Here is a 17,256-nt window from a genome sequence, read left to right on the forward strand (position 1 = left end):
GGAGCCCATGATGGGAAAAGGTAAGTTTGAGCGCGGCAAGCCGCACTGCAACATCGGCACGATTGGTCACGTCGACCACGGCAAAACCACGCTGACCGCTGCGATCACCAAGTACTTTGGTGAATTCAAAGCCTACGATCAGATCGATGGCGCACCGGAAGAAAAAGCCCGTGGCATCACGATCTCGACCGCACACGTGGAATACGAGACCGCTGCACGCCACTACGCACACGTCGACTGCCCCGGCCACGCTGACTATGTGAAGAACATGATCACCGGCGCCGCACAGATGGACGGCGCGATCTTGGTTGTGAACGCAGCTGACGGCCCGATGCCCCAAACGCGCGAGCACATCCTGCTCGGTCGTCAGGTTGGCATCCCGTCGATGGTTGTCTTCATGAACAAAGTGGACCAGGTCGACGACGAAGAGCTGCTTGAGCTCGTCGAGATGGAAATCCGCGAACTGCTGAGCATGTACGACTACCCGGGCGACGATATCCCGATCGTTGCAGGTTCGGCTCTGGCCGCGCTTGAAGGTCGTGACGAAGCCATCGGCGAGGACAAGATCCGCGCTCTGATGCAGGCTGTCGACGACTACATCCCGCAGCCCGCACGTGCCATCGACCAGCCGTTCCTGATGCCGATCGAAGACGTTTTCTCGATCTCGGGTCGTGGCACTGTTGTGACCGGCCGTGTTGAGCGTGGCATCGTGAACGTTGGCGACGAACTTGAAATCGTCGGCATCCGCGACACCCGCAAAACCACCTGCACCGGCGTTGAAATGTTCCGCAAACTGCTCGATCGCGGTGAAGCTGGCGACAACATCGGCGCCCTGCTGCGCGGCATCGACCGTGAAGGCGTGGAACGTGGTCAAGTGCTCTGCAAGCCCGGTTCGGTCAAGCCGCACACCGAGTTTGAAGCCGAAGCCTACATCCTGACGAAAGAAGAAGGCGGCCGTCACACGCCGTTCTTTGCGAACTACCGTCCGCAATTCTACTTCCGCACCACGGACGTCACCGGCACCGTCAAGCTGCCCGAGGGCACCGAGATGGTCATGCCCGGCGACAACCTGAAGTTCGAAGTCGAACTGATCGCGCCGATCGCCATGGAAGAGAAGCTCCGCTTCGCTATCCGTGAAGGTGGCCGGACTGTCGGTTCGGGCGTCGTCTCGAAAATCCTGAAGTAAGTCTGGCGTCCTGCCCTGGCGGGACACCGACCGAACAGGTCCAGAACCGGATGAAACGGCGGGGGAAACCCCGCCGTCTCTCTTCTGGTTACGAAAAGGAAAAGTTGTGCTGGACATAGCGTCCCACACAACGTATTCCGCGCCAATTCCAAACGGCGGGTCGCCTTGTTTTTGCAGGGTCCGCCGCGTGGGTTCGACGAGGGGCAGGGGTGATCCCTGCTCGTCCTATCAACTCCAACGCCGCGAAAGGCTGACAACATGAGCCAAACCATTCGCATCCGGCTGAAGGCATTTGATTACCGCGTACTGGACTCCAGTACCCAGGAAATCCTCAACACGGCGAAGCGCACTGGCGCGACTGTCCGTGGCCCGATCCCGCTGCCCAACAAAATCGAGAAGTTCACGGTTCTCCGTGGCCCTCACGTTGACAAGAAATCCCGCGATCAGTTCGAGATCCGTACGCACAAGCGTCTGCTCGACATCGTGGATCCGACCCCGCAGACGGTGGACGCGCTGATGAAGCTCGACCTCGCCGCCGGCGTGGATGTCGAGATCAAGGTGTAAGGGGAGCAACGGATATTATGCTGCGTTCCGGTATCATCGCAAAAAAAGTCGGTATGACCCGGCTGTTCATGGAAGACGGTAAACAGATTCCTGTGACCGTTCTTCAACTCGACAAACTGCAGGTTGTTGCTCAGCGCACTTCCGAACTCAACGGCTACACTGCTGTTCAGCTCGGCGCCGGCACTGCCAAGGTCAAGCGCACCTCGCAAGCTATGCGCGGTCACTTTGCTGCAGCCAACGTCGAACCCAAACGCAAGGTTGCCGAGTTCCGTGTGGACCCCGACAATCTGATCAAGGTTGGTGAAGAAATCACTGCCGACCATTACTTCGCTGGCCAATTCGTCGACGTGTCTGGCACGTCGATCGGTAAAGGCTTCGCGGGCTCGATGAAGCGTCACAACTTCGGCGGTCTGCGTGCTTCGCACGGCGTCTCGATCTCTCACCGGTCGCATGGTTCGACGGGTCAGTGTCAGGATCCGGGCAAAGTCTTCAAAGGCAAGAAGATGGCTGGTCACATGGGTGCCGTTCGCGTCACCACGCAGAACCTGCAGGTCGTCAAGACCGATGCAGACCGCGGCCTGATCATGATCAAAGGCGCCGTCCCCGGTTCCAAAGGTGGCTGGGTGACTGTCAAGGATGCTGTCAAGAAACCGTTCCCCGAGAACGCGATCCTGCCCGCAGCCCTGCGCTCTGCTGCTGAAGAAGCTTCCAAAGCCGCTGCTGAAGCTGCTGCGGCCGCTGAAGCCGAAGCCAAAGCAGCCGAAGAGGCCGCACTGGCCGAACAAGCTGCTGTGGAAGAAGCCGGTCTGAAAGAGGCTGCGGCCGATATTCAGGCTGATAAGAAGGAAGGCGAAGAATGAAACTCGACGTGATCAATCTGGACGGCTCCATTGCCGGTTCCGTCGATCTCGGCGACGAGATCTTCGGCCTGGAGCCGCGTGCAGACATTCTGCACCGTATGGTTCGCTGGCAGCGTGCCAAGCAGCAGCAGGGTACCCACAAGGTTCTCGGCCGCTCGGAAGTGAGCTACTCGACCAAGAAGATCTATCGCCAAAAAGGCACCGGTGGCGCACGTCACGGGTCCCGCAAGGCGCCGATCTTCCGCAAGGGTGGTATCTACAAGGGCCCGACGCCCCGCAGCCACGCACACGATCTGACGAAGAAGTTCCGCAAGCTGGGTCTGAAGCACGCGCTTTCGGCCAAGGCACTCGCGGGCAACCTCGTCATCATCGAGAATGCAGAAGCTGAGGGCAAAACCTCGGTTCTGGCCAAGCAGGTCGCAAGCCTCGGCTGGAAACGCGCCCTGATCATTGACGGCGCCGCTGTCAACGAAGGGTTCGCCCGTGCTGCCGCCAACATCGACGGTCTGGACGTGCTGCCTTCGATGGGCGCCAACGTTTATGACATCCTGCGTCGTGACACCCTCGTGCTCACGAAGTCGGCTGTCGAAGCCCTGGAGGCCCGTCTGAAATGAGCGCGAAAGCAGAACATTACGACGTGATCCGCAAGCCGATCATCACCGAAAAAGCCACGATGGCGTCCGAAGCTGGCGCTGTGGTTTTTGAAGTCGATATCGCGGCCAACAAGCCGCAGATCAAAGAAGCTGTAGAAGCCCTGTTCAACGTCAAGGTGAAGGCCGTCAACACGACCATCACCAAGGGCAAGGTCAAACGGTTCCGCGGTCAGCTCGGCAAGCGTAAAGACGTCAAGAAGGCTTATGTGACCCTGCAAGAGGGTAACACTATCGACGTGACCACGGGTCTCTGATAGTAAGCCGCGAATCTTACATGGCCCCGGACCTCCGGGGCCATGTATTTTTGGTCACGAGACGGGCGTAAGCCGGTCATCTGACCGCCGGGCAGGGTTACCTGCCTCACCCCACCGGGGACCTTCGGGGCCCTAATTCAGGGTAGTGTGTCGTTTGCGGACCTTTCCATCCGCGCGGCAAGTACCCAATACATAGCGGCCCTGGTCCTCTCTGGGACAGACGGGTCGCACTTGCTAAACGGAAGACAGAAAGCATGGCACTTAAGTCGTATAAGCCGACTACGCCGGGCCAGCGCGGGCTGGTGCTGATCGACCGTTCGGAGCTGTGGAAAGGACGTCCCGTCAAAGCCCTCACCGAGGGTTTGACGAAATCGGGCGGCCGGAACAACACCGGACGGATCACCTCGCGCCGTCGCGGCGGCGGGGCGAAACGCCTCTACCGGATCGTTGACTTCAAACGCAACAAATTTGACGTCGAAGGCGTCGTGATGCGGATCGAGTATGACCCGAACCGCACCGCCTTCATCGCACTGATCCAATACGTCGATGGCGAACAGGCCTACATCCTGGCGCCTCAGCGTCTGACGATCGGCGACAAAGTCGTCGCCAGCGCCAAGGCAGACATCAAGCCGGGCAACGCAATGCCCTTCTCGGGTATGCCGATCGGTACGATCGTCCACAACATCGAGCTGAAGCCCGGTAAAGGCGGTCAGATCGCACGTGCCGCCGGCACCTACGCCCAGTTCGTTGGTCGTGACGGTGGCTACGCACAGATCCGCCTGTCGAGCGGAGAGCTCCGCATGGTGCGTCAGGAATGCCTGGCAACCGTGGGTGCCGTGTCGAACCCCGACAACTCAAACCAGAACTACGGTAAAGCCGGTCGTATGCGCCACAAGGGCATCCGCCCGAGCGTTCGCGGCGTTGTCATGAACCCGATCGACCACCCCCATGGTGGTGGTGAAGGTCGGACATCCGGTGGTCGCCACCCGGTTACCCCCTGGGGTAAACCGACCAAGGGCTACAAAACCCGCAAGAACAAGGCGACGGATAAATACATCATCCGTTCGCGTCACGCGAAGAAGAAGGGTCGCTAATCTATGGCACGCTCTGTTTGGAAAGGCCCCTTCGTTGACGCTTACGTCCTGAAGAAGGCCGAGGCGGCACGCGAAAGCGGTCGTAACGAAGTCATCAAAATCTGGTCGCGTCGCTCGACGATCCTGCCCCAGTTCGTGGGCCTGACGTTCGGCGTTTACAACGGTCAGAAACATATCCCTGTCAACGTCTCGGAAGACATGATCGGTCAGAAGTTCGGTGAGTATTCCCCGACCCGGACCTATTATGGTCACGCTGCAGACAAAAAAGCGAAGCGGAAGTAAGTCATGGGCAAGGAAAAGAACCCCCGCCGCGTGGCAGACAACGAAGCAATGGCAAAATTGCGCATGCTTCGTACCAGCCCGCAGAAACTGAACCTGGTTGCAGCGATGATCCGCGGCAAGAAGGTCGGCAAGGCTCTGAACGATCTGACCTTCTCGAAAAAGCGTATCGCTGAAGACGTTAAGAAATGTCTCCAGTCCGCGATCGCCAACGCCGAGAACAACCACAGCCTGGACGTTGACGAGCTGATCGTCGCCGAGGCTTATGTCGGTAAGAACCTGGTGATGAAACGTGGCCGTCCGCGCGCACGCGGCCGTTACGGCAAGATCATGAAGCCGTTTTCGGAACTCACCATCAAGGTGCGTCAGGTCGAGGAGCAAGAAGCGTAATGGGTCAGAAAGTCAATCCGATCGGTATGCGTCTGCAGGTCAACCGGACCTGGGACAGCCGCTGGTACGCCGACACCAAGGATTACGGTGATCTTCTTCTTGAAGACCTGAAAATCCGCGCATTCATCAAGACCGAGTGCAAGCAAGCTGGCATTGCCCGCGTGATCATCGAACGCCCTCACAAGAAGTGCCGTGTGACCATTCACACTGCACGTCCGGGCGTGATCATCGGCAAGAAAGGCGCTGACATCGAGGTTCTGCGCAAGAAGCTGGCGAAGATGACCGACAGCGAATTGCACCTCAACATCGTTGAGGTTCGCAAGCCCGAGCTGGACGCGGCCCTGGTTGCCGAATCCATCGCTCAGCAGCTGGAACGCCGTGTGTCTTTCCGTCGCGCCATGAAACGTTCGGTTCAGAACGCCATGCGCATGGGTGCACTTGGTATTCGTGTCAACGTCGGTGGCCGTCTTGGCGGCGCCGAGATCGCACGGACCGAATGGTACCGTGAAGGCCGCGTGCCTTTGCATACCCTGCGGGCCGATATCGATTACGCCCACGCCGAAGCAATGACCCCCTATGGTATCATCGGGATCAAGGTCTGGATCTTCAAAGGCGAGATCATGGAACATGATCCGCAGGCGCGTGACCGTAGGGCACAAGAACTCCAGGACGGACCCGCCCCTCGTGGCGCCGGTCGCGGCCGGTAAGGAGAGAGTGATATGCTTCAACCGAAACGCACCAAATTCCGCAAAATGCACAAAGGCCGTATCCACGGTCTGGCAAAAGGCGGTTCGGACCTGAACTTCGGCACCTTCGGCCTCAAGGCTACTCAGCCTGAGCGTGTGACGGCTCGTCAAATCGAAGCGGCTCGCCGCGCGATGACCCGCCACATGAAACGCCAGGGCCGTGTCTGGATCCGGATCTTCCCGGATCTGCCCGTAACCTCGAAACCGACCGAAGTCCGTATGGGTAAAGGTAAAGGTTCCGTGGACTACTGGGCAGCCAAGGTGAAACCGGGCCGCGTCATGTTCGAAATCGACGGCGTCAGCGAAGAAGTCGCACGTGAGGCTCTGCGCCTTGCGTCGATGAAACTGCCGATCAAAACCCGCGTCGTCGTTCGCGAAGACTGGTAAGTCCGGGGTGGGCCTCAGCGGCCCGTCATCTGACCATCTAAAGAAACCCCCGCTGATCCGTCAGCGGGGGTTTTTCTGTGTGGGGCAGGGGCCGCGTCTGGGGTGCGTTTGTGGTCACCTGAAGGCGGGGTGAAGCCCGCCCTCCGGCAGGATTTCATTTGACTTCGCGCGCCCCATATCGTTCGCCTCGCCCCAAGCCTTCAAAGGAGTCTCGCCATGTCCGATATCCGGTCCCTCTTCGCCACCCGCCTCTACCGCGCCGCCCTGTCCGAAAAGGGCAATACTGTCGATGCGGATGAGCTTGAGGCCTCCTGCTACTCCATCGCCGAGGATGACGAGGCCGGGCAGGAATGGTGCGAGGACAACGATTACCCCGGCTACACCAGCTATGCCTCGCTGACCGATCTGCCCTGGCGGTTCCCGATCTTCGGCGATCTGGTCAAGCTGCTGGATGCCCATGTCGCCAGCTTTGCCGAAGACCTCGGCTTCGATCTTGGGGACAAGAAGCTGAAGCTGGAAGACCTCTGGATCAACATCCTGCCCGAAGGTGGCACGCACAGCTCTCATATCCACCCGCACAGCGTCATCAGTGGCACGACCTATGTCGCCATGCCCGAGGGCACCAGCGCGCTCAAGCTCGAGGATCCGCGCCTGCCAATGATGATGGCGGCCCCTGTCCGCCGCAAGGACGTGCGCGAGGAGCTGAAAACCTTCGTCTACGTCAAACCCGAGGTTGGCGACGTGCTGCTCTGGGAAAGCTGGCTGCGTCACGAGGTGCCGATGAACATGACCGAGGCGGACCGCATCAGCATCAGCTTCAACTACGCCTGGGGCTGAGGCCGGGGAGGGGGGCTGAAAGCCTTGCGAACCTTGTCTGCAAGGGGTTGCAACATGAGGCCCCCCCGCGTATAGGCAGCGCTCGTACTTGTAAAATAACCCACCGGATTCGCGGGTCACCTCAAAAGGGCCCCCCGGTGCAAGGATGGAAAGGAAGCGCTATGAGCGCCATCGAGCTTCGCGAGAAGACTCCGGACCAGCTTCGTGAGGAGCTGGCAGAGCTGAAGAAAGCACAGTTTAACCTGCGTTTTCAACAAGCGACCGGTCAACTGGAAAACTCCGCACAAATCCGCGTCGCGCGCCGTCAGGCTGCCCGCGTTCTCACCGTGCTGAACGAAAAAGCTGCAGCTGCAGCCGCTTCTGAATAAGGAAGATCCAGATGCCCAAACGTATTCTTAACGGCGTCGTCACTTCGGCTGCCAACGAACAAACAGTCACCGTCTCCGTGGAACGCCGTTTCACGCACCCGGTTCTGAAGAAAACCATCCGTAAGTCCAAGAAATACCGGGCTCACGATGAACTGAACACCTACAAGACAGGTGACGCGGTTCGCATTCAGGAATGCGCTCCGAAATCGAAAACGAAACGCTGGGAAGTGATCGCCAGCTGATCGGAAAGGCCTGCCCGCAAGGGTGGGCCGCAACCGTGAAGCCGGGCAACATTTCCCGGTTCAATCGAAACCCTGGGGCTCTGTTGATCATCAGAGCTTCCACAGGTCGGGAGAAACCACATGATCCAGATGCAGACCAATCTGGATGTCGCTGACAACTCCGGCGCTCGCCGAGTTCAGTGCATCAAGGTTCTGGGTGGCTCCAAGCGTAAGTACGCTTCGGTAGGTGACATTATTGTCGTCTCCGTCAAGGAAGCTATCCCGCGCGGCCGCGTAAAGAAAGGTGACGTCCGTAAGGCCGTCGTCGTACGCACCGCCAAAGAAGTTCGCCGTGAAGATGGCACCGCGATCCGTTTCGATCGCAACGCCGCTGTTATCCTGAACAACAACAACGAGCCCGTAGGTACGCGTATCTTCGGCCCGGTTGTTCGTGAGCTGCGTGCCAAGAACTTCATGAAAATCATCTCGCTGGCGCCGGAGGTGCTGTAATGGCTGCTAAACTCCGCAAAGGCGACACGGTCATCATTCTGACTGGCAAGGACAAGGGCAAGACCGGCGCAATCGCGTCTGTTGATCCCAAATCCGGCAAAGCCGTCGTTGAAGGCCTCAACATGGCAATCCGTGCGACCCGTCAGACACAGACGTCGCAAGGTGGCCGTATTCCCAAAGCAATGCCGATCGCTCTGTCGAACCTGGCACTTGTAGACGCAAACGGCAAAGCGACCCGCGTCGGCTTCAAAGTTGAAGGCGACAAGAAAGTCCGCTTTGCCAAGACCACGGGGGACGTGATCGATGCTTGATTCTGAGACCTACACCCCGCGTCTGAAGGCGATGTTCAACGACACGATCAAGCCCGCTCTGAAAGAAGAGTTCGGCTATAAGAACGACATGCAGATCCCGCGTCTGGATAAAATCGTTCTGAACATTGGTTGTGGCGCTGAAGCTGTCCGTGATTCCAAGAAAGCCAAATCGGCCCAGGAAGATCTGACGACCATCGCAGGCCAGAAGGCACTCATCACTGTCGCCAAGAAATCCATCGCTGGTTTCCGCGTTCGTGAGGACATGCCCCTCGGCACCAAGGTGACCCTGCGCGGTGACCGCATGTACGATTTCCTTGACCGTCTGATCACGATTGCAATGCCTCGTATCCGCGACTTCCGCGGCGTTCCGGGCAAATCGTTTGACGGCCGTGGCAACTATGCCATGGGCATCAAGGAACATATCGTGTTCCCCGAGATCAACTTCGACAAAGTCGATGAAGTCTGGGGCCTCGATATCGTCATCGGCACCACCGCGAAAACCGACGCGGAAGCGAAGGCCCTGTTGAAACACTTCAACATGCCTTTCAACAGCTGATCGCGCGAGGGAGATAGATATGGCTAAAAAATCCATGATCGAGCGCGAGAAGAAGCGCCAGCACCTGGTCGACCAATACAAGACCAAGCGCGCCGCTCTGAAAGTGATCATCAACGACCAATCCAAGCCGATGGAAGAGCGCTTTCGCGCAACTCTGAAGCTTGCACAACTGCCGCGCAACAGCTCGGCCACTCGGCTGCACAACCGTTGCCAGCTGACGGGTCGTCCTCACGCTTACTACCGTAAGCTGAAAATGTCGCGGATTATGCTTCGTGAACTGGGCTCCAAGGGCGAAATCCCTGGCCTGGTTAAGTCGAGCTGGTAAGGAGGGCATAAGATATGAACGATCCTATCGGCGATATGCTCACCCGTATCCGTAACTCTCAGATGCGCGGTAAATCCGTGGTCTCCACGCCGGCTTCCAAGCTGCGCGCATGGGTCCTGGATGTGCTGGCGGACGAAGGTTACATTCGCGGCTATGAGAAAGGCACTGATGTCAACGGTCACCCGACCCTCGAAATCAGCCTGAAATACTTCGAAGGCACTCCTGTCATTCGCGAGATCAAACGGGTTTCGACCCCGGGTCGCCGCGTTTACATGAGCGTCAAGGACATCCCGTCGGTCCGTCAGGGCCTGGGCGTGTCGATTGTCTCCACGTCGCGAGGCGTGATGTCGGATGCAGCAGCACGTAGCGCCAATGTTGGCGGCGAAGTGCTCTGCACCGTATTCTAGGGAGGTCTGTAATGTCTCGTATTGGTAAAAAACCTGTCGAGCTGCCATCGGGCGTCACAGCGACGATCTCGGGCCAGACCGTTGAAGTGAAGGGGCCGAAAGGCACCCACTCCTTCACCGCTACGGACGATGTGACAATCGAGTCAGCTGACAACACGATCACCGTGACCCCGCGCTCCAAGACCAAGCGCGCGCTCCAGCAATGGGGCATGTCCCGCACTGTCGTGTCGAACCTCGTCAAAGGCGTCACCGTCGGCTTCAAGAAAGAGCTTGAAATCGTCGGCGTGGGTTACCGGGCACAGATGCAGAGCGCAAACGTTCTGAAACTGAACCTCGGCCTCAGCCACGAAGTCAACTTTCAGGTTCCGGATGGGGTCACAGTGACCGCGCCGAAACCGACTCAGATTGTTGTCGAAGGCACCGATTCACAGCTCGTCGGCCAGGTTGCGGCTAATATCCGCGAATGGCGTCGTCCCGAGCCCTACAAGGGCAAAGGGATCAAGTACAAAGACGAGTATATCTTCCGCAAGGAAGGTAAGAAGAAGTAAGGAACGCGAAAATGGCAAACAGCAAAAGAACCCTGTTTCTGAAGCGCCGCCTGCGCGTTCGGAACAAACTGCGGGCGGTAAACGCCGGGCGTCTTCGCCTGTCGGTTCACCGCTCCAACAAGAACATCAGCGCACAGCTGATCGACGATGTGAATGGCGTCACCATTGCCGCAGCTTCTTCCCTCGAGAAGGATCTGGGCGTGTTTGGCAAGAACAACATCGAAGCGGCCACGAAAGTGGGCGCAGCCATCGCCGAGCGCGCAAAGAAAGCGGGCATCGAAGAGGCTTATTTCGATCGCGGTGGTTTCCTCTTCCACGGCAAGGTGAAGGCTCTGGCCGACGCTGCGCGTGAAGGCGGGCTCAAAATCTAAGGACGGGTCTGCGGGCAACCGCATACCTTTCTGACGATCCCGCAGGGTGCGTGGTTCTCCACGCACCCTGCACCTTTCAAGAGGGCGCAGGTCGCCCCGATGATCCGGGAGATATGTTCTCACCTGGATTGGGACAACGGGCAGGGGCCGCAGGGTCAATGCCCAGAAATTCAAGGAAGCCACAATGGCAAGAGATGACAACCGAGGCCGCCGCGACCGCGACGAATCCCCGGAATTCGCAGATCGCCTCGTCGCGATCAACCGTGTGTCCAAGACCGTTAAAGGTGGTAAGCGCTTCGGCTTTGCCGCTCTGGTGGTTGTGGGCGACCAAAAAGGCCGCGTCGGTTTCGGCAAAGGTAAAGCGAAAGAGGTCCCCGAGGCCATTCGCAAAGCCACCGAGCAAGCCAAGCGTCAGATGATCCGCGTCGCTCTGCGCGAAGGTCGCACGCTGCACCACGATATCGAGGGCCGTCATGGCGCTGGTCGCGTGGTCATGCGCTCCGCACCGACGGGTACCGGTATTATCGCTGGTGGTCCGATGCGTGCCGTTTTCGAAATGCTCGGCGTCCAGGACGTTGTTGCGAAATCGGTCGGGTCTTCGAACCCCTACAACATGATCCGCGCCACTCTGGACGGTCTGACGAAAGAATCGTCGCCCCGTTCGGTCGCACAGCGTCGCGGCAAAAAAGTGGCTGACATTCTGCCCAAGCGTGACGAGGCTCCGGCCCAGTCCACGCAAGTGGCTGAAGAAGCGTAAGGAGAGCTGGATATGGCAACTATCGTCGTCAAGCAGATCGGTTCTCCGATCCGTCGCCCCGCCAAGCAGCGTCAGACGCTGATCGGCCTCGGCCTGAACAAGATGCACAAAACCCGCGAGCTGGAAGATACCCCTTCCGTGCGCGGCATGGTCAACTCGATCCCTCACATGGTGAAGATCATCGAGGAAAAGCCCTGATTTCAGACGGTGGGGCACGCCCCGCCTGACGAACATCTTAAAGACGCCCCGATCGCAAGGTCGGGGCGTTTTGCGTTTGGGCGGCTGGCGGGCGCCACAGAGCACAGGCCGCAGGGCAGGGGGCCTTCGCCGCACCCCAGACACCCAGCCAACGAAAAACGCCCCCGGATTTCTCCGGGGGCGTTTTGCTATCTCAGATCGTGGGTCGCTTAGGCTGCGCGTGTGCTGCGACGACGTGCGCCACCCTTGGCCGAGTGGCCTTCGGACTTGCCGAAGCCGCCACCGGGCTTGCCACGGCCTGCGCCGCCACCACCGCCACCGGGGCCACCACGGCTACGGGCACCGCCGCCGCCGCCTTTGCCACGACCGCCACCGTTTTTCGAGGTGCCGCCACGGACTTCCCAGGCTTCGCCACCGGCCACGGGAATATCCCGGCCCATGACTTTCTGGATGTCGCGCAGTTCGCCCATCTCGGCGGGGGCGCAATAGGCAATCGCGGTGCCATCACGGCCCGCGCGTGCGGTCCGGCCGATGCGGTGGACATAGTTGTCCGGCACGTTCGGCAGGTCGTAGTTGTAGACGTAACGCACTTCGGGGATGTCGATCCCACGCGCGGCCACGTCGGTCGCAACCAGAACCTTCAGATCGCCATTGCGGAACGACTTCAGCGCGCGATCACGTTGGCCTTGGCTCTTGTTGCCATGGACGGAGCCTGCGGAGTAGCCGGCGCGCTCAAGCTGACCCATCAGGCGCTCGGCGCCGTGCTTGGTACGCGAGAACACCAGAGCCGACTGCTCGCGGTGCTTGTCGAGGTGCTGGATCAGCAGCTGGGTCTTGTCACCTTGTTGCACAAAGTGAATGTACTGGTCGATTTTCTCGGCCGGCTTGCCCGGAGGCGCCGTTTCAACCCGCACAGGGTTGGTCAGGTACGCCGAGGAAATCTCGCTCATGTGCTTCGGCATGGTGGCCGAGAACAGCATGGTCTGACGTTCCTTCGGCAGCAGCGGCGCAATGCGACGCAGCGCGTGAATAAAGCCGAGGTCCAGCATCTGGTCAGCTTCGTCCAGCACCAGGAACTTGGTTTCGTCCAGACGGACGGCCTTGCGGTCCAGCAGGTCAATCAGGCGGCCGGGGGTCGCGACCAGCAGGTCGGTGCCCTTTTGCAGCTTGGAGATCTGGGCGTTGATCGAGGCGCCGCCCACAACCAGCGCAATGCGAACGGCAGTGCCGTCTGCATAGGCGTGCAGGTTGTCGAGGATCTGTTTGGCCAGCTCGCGTGTCGGGGCGAGGATCAGCCCGCGCACGCCTTTCGGCAGCGGACGGCCCTCCATACGCAGCAGAGCGCTGAGCAGCGGCAGGCCGAAGGCAGCGGTCTTGCCGGTGCCGGTCTGGGCCAGACCCATCACGTCACGGCCATTCATGGCGTGCGGGATGGCTTGGGTCTGGATAGGGGTGGGTTCAGTAATGCCAAGCGTTTTCATGTTGGCGCAAAGGCGGGACGGCAGTCCCAGCATGTCGAAATCCAATAGATCGTCCTTCATCGCAGGCGGCATTGTGCCACCCGCTTGCAAGCGGGCGCTTGGCCCTTTTGCAGGACAGCGCGTCACTCGTGGGTTACGCCCGGAAGGAACCCCATGGCCGTATGCCAGTGGAGTATCAGGGCGCTGGACCCCCGCGTGAAATGGGAACCAATGTGTAGAAAAACCTGCCGGCGGGCAATCATGGCCCTGCGGCCTGCTCACGCGGCAGGAACGGCAGTTGATGGTGATATGGAGGTTTCTTCCGGCATTGTCAATGCAGCTGCAGCATTCCACACCGAGCGGATGCCGCAGCCTGCCCCGTATCACAGATCAGGGGCGCAATTTTTCGCCGCTTTAAGCCGCAAACGACAAAAAAGAAGAATTTCCCGTCAAAACTGATCACAGATTAACGCATGCAATTACACCCTAGGGTAGAGTTTCCCTGTGGGTGCTGGATCAGGCCGGAGGCACGCTGTGAATCTGTTCTATGAATTGAGCGAAGATGACCGGATACTCGCTGTCTGTGACGGCTGGGATGACTTCGGTCGTGCCAACAACGCCAGCAAGCTTGGCGCCGATGTCATTGGCTATCCGATCTGGCAGTTCATTTCGGGGCAGGACACCCGAAGCTACATGAACTCGATCTTTTTCTCCTGTCGCAGCTACGCCCGCCCTCTCACGGCGCTCTATCGTGGCGATTCTCCTGAGATGATGCGGGTCTACAGAATGACGGTGGCGCCGCTGCCGGATCTGGGTCTGCGCCTCACCCATCACCTGACGGCTGAAATGCCGCACTGGCACGATCCACCTGTGCGCCGGATACCGCGCGCGCTGGTCCAGTGCAGCCAGTGTCTGTCGCTGCAAACCCCGCAGGCCTGGGCGCCCGGTCCCGGCCCGGCGTTTCGCGCAAAGGGCGAGATTTCCTACCATGTCTGCCCTGATTGCCGCCAAAGCCTCTCGCGGCAGATCGAACGAACGGCGCTCAGCGAGGTGGCGGCCAGCCGACCCAAAGGCGGCGGCGTGCTGACGGCCTGAGCGGATCTCGCGGCACTCCGGGGGGGGCGCGCAGGGGCCGAAGTCGCCTTTTCTGACAGGGGTTCTGGCGTCGGCGCCGCGAAACCCGCTTGATCCGGGGGGTGAGCTATCCTATACGCCCCGGGTGGCCTGATCGGGCCCGGAATCAAAACCAAAAAATGCCGTGTCTGTCCATTCCGCTTCGGGGGCAGTTCCGGCTTAGGAGAAGCGACATGAAACTGAACGAACTGCGCGACAATCCAGGCGCAACCAAAAAACGCATGCGCGTTGGCCGTGGCCCGGGTTCGGGCAAAGGTAAAATGGGTGGCCGTGGTATCAAAGGTCAGAAATCCCGTTCGGGCGTAGCGATCAAGGGCTACGAAGGCGGGCAGATGCCCCTCTACCAACGTCTGCCGAAGCGCGGCTTCAACAAGCCGAACCGCAAAGAATTCGCTGTCATCAACCTGAGCTTGATTGCCAAGTTCGTTGAAGCCGGCAAAATCGACGCCTCCGCAGTTGTCACCGAAGACGTGCTGGTTGCATCGGGCGCTGTCCGTCGCAAACTGGACGGCGTTCGGGTTCTGGCGAAGGGCGATTTCTCGACCCTGCTGAACCTCGAAGTGACCGGCGCCTCGAAATCGGCTGTCGAAGCCGTCGAAAAGGCTGGTGGTTCGCTGAAGGTGGCCGCAGCCGCCGCGGAATAATTAGGTTGTAGGCGGCGTCCGCGCCGCTTACCTAACCGTTAGTTTTCCCAGAAACGCCGCCGAGCCGGAAAACGGCCCCGGCGGCGTTCATGCATAAGAGAGAGCCTTATGGTATCTGCAGCAGAACAGATGGCGGCCAACACCTCATGGGCCGCACTCAGCAAGGCGACGGATCTGCGCAAGCGGATCGTGTTCACCATTGGCCTTCTGATCATCTGCCGGCTGGGCACCTATATCCCCGTTCCCGGCATCGATGGCGCAGCGCTTCGCAACTTCATGGAAGGTGCAGGGCAGGGGATCGGCGGCATGCTGTCGATGTTCACCGGCGGCGCGCTTGGTCGGATGGGGATCTTTGCCCTCGGCATCATGCCCTATATTTCCGCCTCGATCATTGTTCAGCTGATGACCTCCATGGTCCCGGCGCTTGAGCAACTGAAGAAAGAGGGCGAGCAGGGCCGCAAGAAGATCAACCAGTACACCCGCTACGGCACGGTGATCCTGGCGACGCTGCAGGCCTACGGTCTGGCCGTTTCGCTCGAATCAGGCGACCTGGTCAGCGATCCGGGCCTGTTCTTCCGCGTCGAATGTCTGATCACGCTGGTCGGCGGTACCATGTTCATGATGTGGCTCGGTGAACAGATCACCGCACGCGGCATCGGTAACGGCATCTCTCTGATCATCTTCGTCGGCATCATCGCCGAAATCCCGGCCGCCCTGGCGCAGTTCTTTGCCTCGGGTCGTTCGGGCGCCATCAGCCCGGCCGTGATCCTCGCGGTGATCGTGCTGGTGATTGCCACCATTGCCTTCGTCGTCTTCATGGAGCGCGCTCTGCGCAAGATCCACATCCAGTACCCTCGCCGTCAGGTCGGCATGAAGGTCTATGATGGCGGATCGTCGCACCTGCCGATCAAAGTGAACCCGGCCGGCGTCATTCCCGCGATTTTCGCCAGCTCCCTGCTGCTGCTGCCGGTGACGATCTCGACCTTCTCGGGGGCCGATTCCAGCCCGATCATGTCGACGATCCTGGCCTATTTCGGCCCCGGTCAGCCGCTGTATCTGCTGTTCTTCATCGGCATGGTCGTGTTCTTTGCGTATTTCTACACGCATAACGTCGCCTTCAAGACCGATGACGTGGCCGATAACCTCAAGAATCAGAACGGCTTCATTCCCGGCATCCGTCCCGGCAAGAAAACGGCAGAATACCTTGAATACGTTGTGAACCGTATTCTGGTGATGGGCGCCGCATACCTGGCCGCCGTCTGTCTTCTGCCGGAGGTTCTGCGCGGCCAGCTGGCCATTCCGTTCTACTTCGGTGGCACCTCCGTGCTGATCGTGGTTTCTGTCACGATGGACACAATCCAGCAGGTGCAATCGCATCTTCTCGCGCATCAGTACGAAGGGCTTATTGAAAAGTCCCAGCTGCGCGGCAAAGGTAAACGGCGGACACGTAAAGGGGCAGCACGTAGATGAACATTATACTTCTAGGGCCGCCGGGTGCAGGTAAGGGCACCCAGGCGCGAATTCTGATGGAACAGCGGGACATGATCCAGCTCTCCACCGGCGACATGCTCCGCGAGGCGCGCAGCTCGGGTACCGAGATGGGCAAGGTCGTCGCGGATGTTATGGACAGCGGCGCACTTGTCACGGACGAGATCGTGATCGGTCTGATCCGTGAAAAGCTGGAAGGCGACAAGAAGGGCGGCTTCATCTTCGACGGTTTCCCGCGCACGCTGGCTCAGGCCGACGCGCTGGAAGGTCTGCTGTCAGACATGGGCGAGACGCTGGACGCGGTGATTGAACTGCGCGTCCGCGACGAAGCTCTGGTGGATCGCATCGTGCACCGTGCCACCTGTGGCAACTGCGGCGAAGTCTACCACGACAAGACGAAACCGATTCCCGCGGACGGCAAATGCTCGGTCTGTGGCGGAACGGAATTCAAGCGCCGGGCGGATGACAATGAGGAAAGCCTCAAGACCCGTCTGATGGAATATTACAAGAAGACCTCGCCGCTGCTTGGCTACTATCACGCCAAGAAGAAGCTGCAGCGTGTCGATGGCCTGGCAGAGATGCATGTGGTCAAGGCCGCAATCGGCGCCATTCTCGACGCCTGACACGATTTTCGGAGGCGGCGCGTTCGCCTCCGACACGGTCCCACAGGGACCGACACGGGCACCCACGGGGGCCAAGCTTTCGGAT

27 protein-coding genes are annotated in these 17,256 nt (G+C 59.6%); 26 read left to right on the forward strand and 1 reads right to left on the reverse strand.

Going from position 1 to position 17,256, the window contains the following annotated elements; all coding sequences use genetic code 11:
• Positions 1 to 10 precede the first annotated feature (10 nt).
• From tuf to rpmD, 22 genes are all read left to right on the forward strand, one after another.
• Positions 11 to 1,186 (forward strand): elongation factor Tu, encoded by a 1,176-nt coding sequence (tuf, locus tag F3W81_RS19625; protein ID WP_193081201.1) that lies wholly within the window; start codon positions 11 to 13, stop codon positions 1,184 to 1,186.
• A 258-nt stretch (positions 1,187 to 1,444) separates the two neighbouring features.
• Positions 1,445 to 1,750, forward strand: coding sequence for a 30S ribosomal protein S10 (gene rpsJ, locus F3W81_RS19630; protein ID WP_010137465.1), 306 nt, complete (start codon positions 1,445 to 1,447; stop codon positions 1,748 to 1,750).
• Positions 1,751 to 1,767: 17 nt separating this feature from the next.
• Complete coding sequence (rplC, locus tag F3W81_RS19635) at positions 1,768 to 2,610, forward strand: 50S ribosomal protein L3 (RefSeq protein WP_193081202.1); 843 nt, start codon at positions 1,768 to 1,770, stop codon at positions 2,608 to 2,610.
• Positions 2,607 to 3,224: a 50S ribosomal protein L4 gene (rplD, locus tag F3W81_RS19640; RefSeq protein ID WP_193081203.1), complete on the forward strand. Its 618-nt coding sequence runs from the start codon at positions 2,607 to 2,609 to the stop codon at positions 3,222 to 3,224. The genes rplC and rplD overlap by 4 nt, the downstream gene beginning before the upstream one ends.
• Positions 3,221 to 3,517, forward strand: coding sequence for a 50S ribosomal protein L23 (locus F3W81_RS19645; protein WP_193081204.1), 297 nt, complete (start codon positions 3,221 to 3,223; stop codon positions 3,515 to 3,517). Before rplD ends, F3W81_RS19645 begins: the two co-directional genes overlap by 4 nt.
• Before the next feature lie 254 nt (positions 3,518 to 3,771).
• Complete coding sequence (gene rplB / locus F3W81_RS19650) at positions 3,772 to 4,611, forward strand: 50S ribosomal protein L2 (RefSeq protein WP_193081205.1); 840 nt, start codon at positions 3,772 to 3,774, stop codon at positions 4,609 to 4,611.
• Positions 4,612 to 4,614: 3 nt separating this feature from the next.
• Positions 4,615 to 4,893, forward strand: coding sequence for a 30S ribosomal protein S19 (rpsS, locus tag F3W81_RS19655; RefSeq protein WP_008554066.1), 279 nt, complete (start codon positions 4,615 to 4,617; stop codon positions 4,891 to 4,893).
• Positions 4,894 to 4,896: 3 nt separating this feature from the next.
• Positions 4,897 to 5,280: a 50S ribosomal protein L22 gene (rplV, locus tag F3W81_RS19660; RefSeq protein WP_193081206.1), complete on the forward strand. Its 384-nt coding sequence runs from the start codon at positions 4,897 to 4,899 to the stop codon at positions 5,278 to 5,280.
• Entirely contained in the window at positions 5,280 to 5,987 is a 708-nt protein-coding gene (gene rpsC, locus F3W81_RS19665; protein WP_193081207.1) for a 30S ribosomal protein S3, read from the forward strand. Before rplV ends, rpsC begins: the two co-directional genes overlap by 1 nt.
• A 12-nt stretch (positions 5,988 to 5,999) precedes the next feature.
• Complete coding sequence (gene rplP / locus F3W81_RS19670; RefSeq protein WP_119398477.1) at positions 6,000 to 6,413, forward strand: 50S ribosomal protein L16; 414 nt, start codon at positions 6,000 to 6,002, stop codon at positions 6,411 to 6,413.
• 216 nt (positions 6,414 to 6,629) lie between these two features.
• Positions 6,630 to 7,250: a 2OG-Fe(II) oxygenase family protein gene (locus F3W81_RS19675; RefSeq protein ID WP_193081208.1), complete on the forward strand. Its 621-nt coding sequence runs from the start codon at positions 6,630 to 6,632 to the stop codon at positions 7,248 to 7,250.
• A 161-nt stretch (positions 7,251 to 7,411) separates the two neighbouring features.
• Positions 7,412 to 7,618, forward strand: coding sequence for a 50S ribosomal protein L29 (rpmC, locus tag F3W81_RS19680; RefSeq protein ID WP_193081209.1), 207 nt, complete (start codon positions 7,412 to 7,414; stop codon positions 7,616 to 7,618).
• A gap of 11 nt (positions 7,619 to 7,629) precedes the next feature.
• Entirely contained in the window at positions 7,630 to 7,860 is a 231-nt protein-coding gene (gene rpsQ, locus F3W81_RS19685) for a 30S ribosomal protein S17 (RefSeq protein ID WP_193081211.1), read from the forward strand.
• A 120-nt stretch (positions 7,861 to 7,980) separates the two neighbouring features.
• A complete protein-coding gene (gene rplN / locus F3W81_RS19690) occupies positions 7,981 to 8,349 on the forward strand; it encodes a 50S ribosomal protein L14 (RefSeq protein ID WP_005621870.1) in 369 nt (122 codons plus the stop codon).
• On the forward strand, positions 8,349 to 8,660 hold the full coding sequence (gene rplX, locus F3W81_RS19695) for a 50S ribosomal protein L24 (protein ID WP_193081213.1): 312 nt from the start codon (positions 8,349 to 8,351) through the stop codon (positions 8,658 to 8,660). The genes rplN and rplX overlap by 1 nt, the downstream gene beginning before the upstream one ends.
• Positions 8,653 to 9,216 carry a 50S ribosomal protein L5 gene (gene rplE, locus F3W81_RS19700; RefSeq protein ID WP_193081215.1) on the forward strand — a complete coding sequence of 188 codons (564 nt, stop codon included), beginning with the start codon at positions 8,653 to 8,655 and terminating at the stop codon, positions 9,214 to 9,216. Before rplX ends, rplE begins: the two co-directional genes overlap by 8 nt.
• Before the next feature lie 19 nt (positions 9,217 to 9,235).
• Positions 9,236 to 9,541: a 30S ribosomal protein S14 gene (gene rpsN, locus F3W81_RS19705; protein ID WP_193081217.1), complete on the forward strand. Its 306-nt coding sequence runs from the start codon at positions 9,236 to 9,238 to the stop codon at positions 9,539 to 9,541.
• 14 nt (positions 9,542 to 9,555) lie between these two features.
• Positions 9,556 to 9,948 carry a 30S ribosomal protein S8 gene (rpsH, locus tag F3W81_RS19710; RefSeq protein WP_119398469.1) on the forward strand — a complete coding sequence of 131 codons (393 nt, stop codon included), beginning with the start codon at positions 9,556 to 9,558 and terminating at the stop codon, positions 9,946 to 9,948.
• An 11-nt stretch (positions 9,949 to 9,959) separates the two neighbouring features.
• Positions 9,960 to 10,496, forward strand: a complete 537-nt coding sequence (gene rplF / locus F3W81_RS19715; RefSeq protein WP_193081218.1) for a 50S ribosomal protein L6 — start codon at positions 9,960 to 9,962, stop codon at positions 10,494 to 10,496.
• An 11-nt stretch (positions 10,497 to 10,507) separates the two neighbouring features.
• The gene (gene rplR, locus F3W81_RS19720) at positions 10,508 to 10,867 is read left to right on the forward strand and encodes a 50S ribosomal protein L18 (protein WP_193081219.1); all 360 of its coding nucleotides are present in this window, start codon (positions 10,508 to 10,510) and stop codon (positions 10,865 to 10,867) included.
• Between the two features lie 184 nt (positions 10,868 to 11,051).
• Positions 11,052 to 11,624: a 30S ribosomal protein S5 gene (gene rpsE / locus F3W81_RS19725; RefSeq protein WP_193081220.1), complete on the forward strand. Its 573-nt coding sequence runs from the start codon at positions 11,052 to 11,054 to the stop codon at positions 11,622 to 11,624.
• 12 nt (positions 11,625 to 11,636) lie between these two features.
• Entirely contained in the window at positions 11,637 to 11,822 is a 186-nt protein-coding gene (rpmD, locus tag F3W81_RS19730) for a 50S ribosomal protein L30 (protein ID WP_119398465.1), read from the forward strand.
• Positions 11,823 to 12,031: 209 nt separating this feature from the next.
• Here rpmD and F3W81_RS19735 read toward each other — a convergent pair whose 3' ends face one another.
• Complete coding sequence (locus F3W81_RS19735) at positions 12,032 to 13,375, reverse strand: DEAD/DEAH box helicase (RefSeq protein WP_226941755.1); 1,344 nt, start codon at positions 13,373 to 13,375, stop codon at positions 12,032 to 12,034.
• 441 nt (positions 13,376 to 13,816) lie between these two features.
• On the opposite strand from F3W81_RS19735, the gene F3W81_RS19740 reads away from it, so the two are divergent.
• From F3W81_RS19740 to F3W81_RS19755, 4 genes are all read left to right on the forward strand, one after another.
• Positions 13,817 to 14,377: a hypothetical protein gene (locus tag F3W81_RS19740; protein ID WP_193081221.1), complete on the forward strand. Its 561-nt coding sequence runs from the start codon at positions 13,817 to 13,819 to the stop codon at positions 14,375 to 14,377.
• Positions 14,378 to 14,589: 212 nt separating this feature from the next.
• Positions 14,590 to 15,060 (forward strand): 50S ribosomal protein L15, encoded by a 471-nt coding sequence (gene rplO / locus F3W81_RS19745; protein ID WP_193081222.1) that lies wholly within the window; start codon positions 14,590 to 14,592, stop codon positions 15,058 to 15,060.
• A 108-nt stretch (positions 15,061 to 15,168) separates the two neighbouring features.
• Positions 15,169 to 16,530 carry a preprotein translocase subunit SecY gene (gene secY, locus F3W81_RS19750; protein WP_193081223.1) on the forward strand — a complete coding sequence of 454 codons (1,362 nt, stop codon included), beginning with the start codon at positions 15,169 to 15,171 and terminating at the stop codon, positions 16,528 to 16,530.
• A complete protein-coding gene (locus F3W81_RS19755; RefSeq protein WP_193081224.1) occupies positions 16,527 to 17,171 on the forward strand; it encodes an adenylate kinase in 645 nt (214 codons plus the stop codon). The genes secY and F3W81_RS19755 overlap by 4 nt, the downstream gene beginning before the upstream one ends.
• Positions 17,172 to 17,256: the final 85 nt, after the last annotated feature.

The organism is Pseudooceanicola spongiae (assembly GCF_014899185.1).
GTDB classification, from domain to species: Bacteria; Pseudomonadota; Alphaproteobacteria; order Rhodobacterales; family Rhodobacteraceae; genus Pseudooceanicola; species Pseudooceanicola spongiae.

What these genes read in the sequence shown, in the direction of transcription:
- tuf (WP_193081201.1), top strand. Translation starts at nt 11, where the DNA reads ATGGGAAAAGGTAAGTTTGAGCGCGGCAAGCCGCACTGCAACATCGGC.
- rpsJ (WP_010137465.1), top strand. Translation starts at nt 1,445, where the DNA reads ATGAGCCAAACCATTCGCATCCGGCTGAAGGCATTTGATTACCGCGTA.
- rplC (WP_193081202.1), top strand. Translation starts at nt 1,768, where the DNA reads ATGCTGCGTTCCGGTATCATCGCAAAAAAAGTCGGTATGACCCGGCTG.
- rplD (WP_193081203.1), top strand. Translation starts at nt 2,607, where the DNA reads ATGAAACTCGACGTGATCAATCTGGACGGCTCCATTGCCGGTTCCGTC.
- F3W81_RS19645 (WP_193081204.1), top strand. Translation starts at nt 3,221, where the DNA reads ATGAGCGCGAAAGCAGAACATTACGACGTGATCCGCAAGCCGATCATC.
- rplB (WP_193081205.1), top strand. Translation starts at nt 3,772, where the DNA reads ATGGCACTTAAGTCGTATAAGCCGACTACGCCGGGCCAGCGCGGGCTG.
- rpsS (WP_008554066.1), top strand. Translation starts at nt 4,615, where the DNA reads ATGGCACGCTCTGTTTGGAAAGGCCCCTTCGTTGACGCTTACGTCCTG.
- rplV (WP_193081206.1), top strand. Translation starts at nt 4,897, where the DNA reads ATGGGCAAGGAAAAGAACCCCCGCCGCGTGGCAGACAACGAAGCAATG.
- rpsC (WP_193081207.1), top strand. Translation starts at nt 5,280, where the DNA reads ATGGGTCAGAAAGTCAATCCGATCGGTATGCGTCTGCAGGTCAACCGG.
- rplP (WP_119398477.1), top strand. Translation starts at nt 6,000, where the DNA reads ATGCTTCAACCGAAACGCACCAAATTCCGCAAAATGCACAAAGGCCGT.
- F3W81_RS19675 (WP_193081208.1), top strand. Translation starts at nt 6,630, where the DNA reads ATGTCCGATATCCGGTCCCTCTTCGCCACCCGCCTCTACCGCGCCGCC.
- rpmC (WP_193081209.1), top strand. Translation starts at nt 7,412, where the DNA reads ATGAGCGCCATCGAGCTTCGCGAGAAGACTCCGGACCAGCTTCGTGAG.
- rpsQ (WP_193081211.1), top strand. Translation starts at nt 7,630, where the DNA reads ATGCCCAAACGTATTCTTAACGGCGTCGTCACTTCGGCTGCCAACGAA.
- rplN (WP_005621870.1), top strand. Translation starts at nt 7,981, where the DNA reads ATGATCCAGATGCAGACCAATCTGGATGTCGCTGACAACTCCGGCGCT.
- rplX (WP_193081213.1), top strand. Translation starts at nt 8,349, where the DNA reads ATGGCTGCTAAACTCCGCAAAGGCGACACGGTCATCATTCTGACTGGC.
- rplE (WP_193081215.1), top strand. Translation starts at nt 8,653, where the DNA reads ATGCTTGATTCTGAGACCTACACCCCGCGTCTGAAGGCGATGTTCAAC.
- rpsN (WP_193081217.1), top strand. Translation starts at nt 9,236, where the DNA reads ATGGCTAAAAAATCCATGATCGAGCGCGAGAAGAAGCGCCAGCACCTG.
- rpsH (WP_119398469.1), top strand. Translation starts at nt 9,556, where the DNA reads ATGAACGATCCTATCGGCGATATGCTCACCCGTATCCGTAACTCTCAG.
- rplF (WP_193081218.1), top strand. Translation starts at nt 9,960, where the DNA reads ATGTCTCGTATTGGTAAAAAACCTGTCGAGCTGCCATCGGGCGTCACA.
- rplR (WP_193081219.1), top strand. Translation starts at nt 10,508, where the DNA reads ATGGCAAACAGCAAAAGAACCCTGTTTCTGAAGCGCCGCCTGCGCGTT.
- rpsE (WP_193081220.1), top strand. Translation starts at nt 11,052, where the DNA reads ATGGCAAGAGATGACAACCGAGGCCGCCGCGACCGCGACGAATCCCCG.
- rpmD (WP_119398465.1), top strand. Translation starts at nt 11,637, where the DNA reads ATGGCAACTATCGTCGTCAAGCAGATCGGTTCTCCGATCCGTCGCCCC.
- F3W81_RS19735 (WP_226941755.1), bottom strand. Translation starts at nt 13,375, where the DNA reads ATGCCGCCTGCGATGAAGGACGATCTATTGGATTTCGACATGCTGGGA.
- rplO (WP_193081222.1), top strand. Translation starts at nt 14,590, where the DNA reads ATGAAACTGAACGAACTGCGCGACAATCCAGGCGCAACCAAAAAACGC.
- secY (WP_193081223.1), top strand. Translation starts at nt 15,169, where the DNA reads ATGGTATCTGCAGCAGAACAGATGGCGGCCAACACCTCATGGGCCGCA.
- F3W81_RS19755 (WP_193081224.1), top strand. Translation starts at nt 16,527, where the DNA reads ATGAACATTATACTTCTAGGGCCGCCGGGTGCAGGTAAGGGCACCCAG.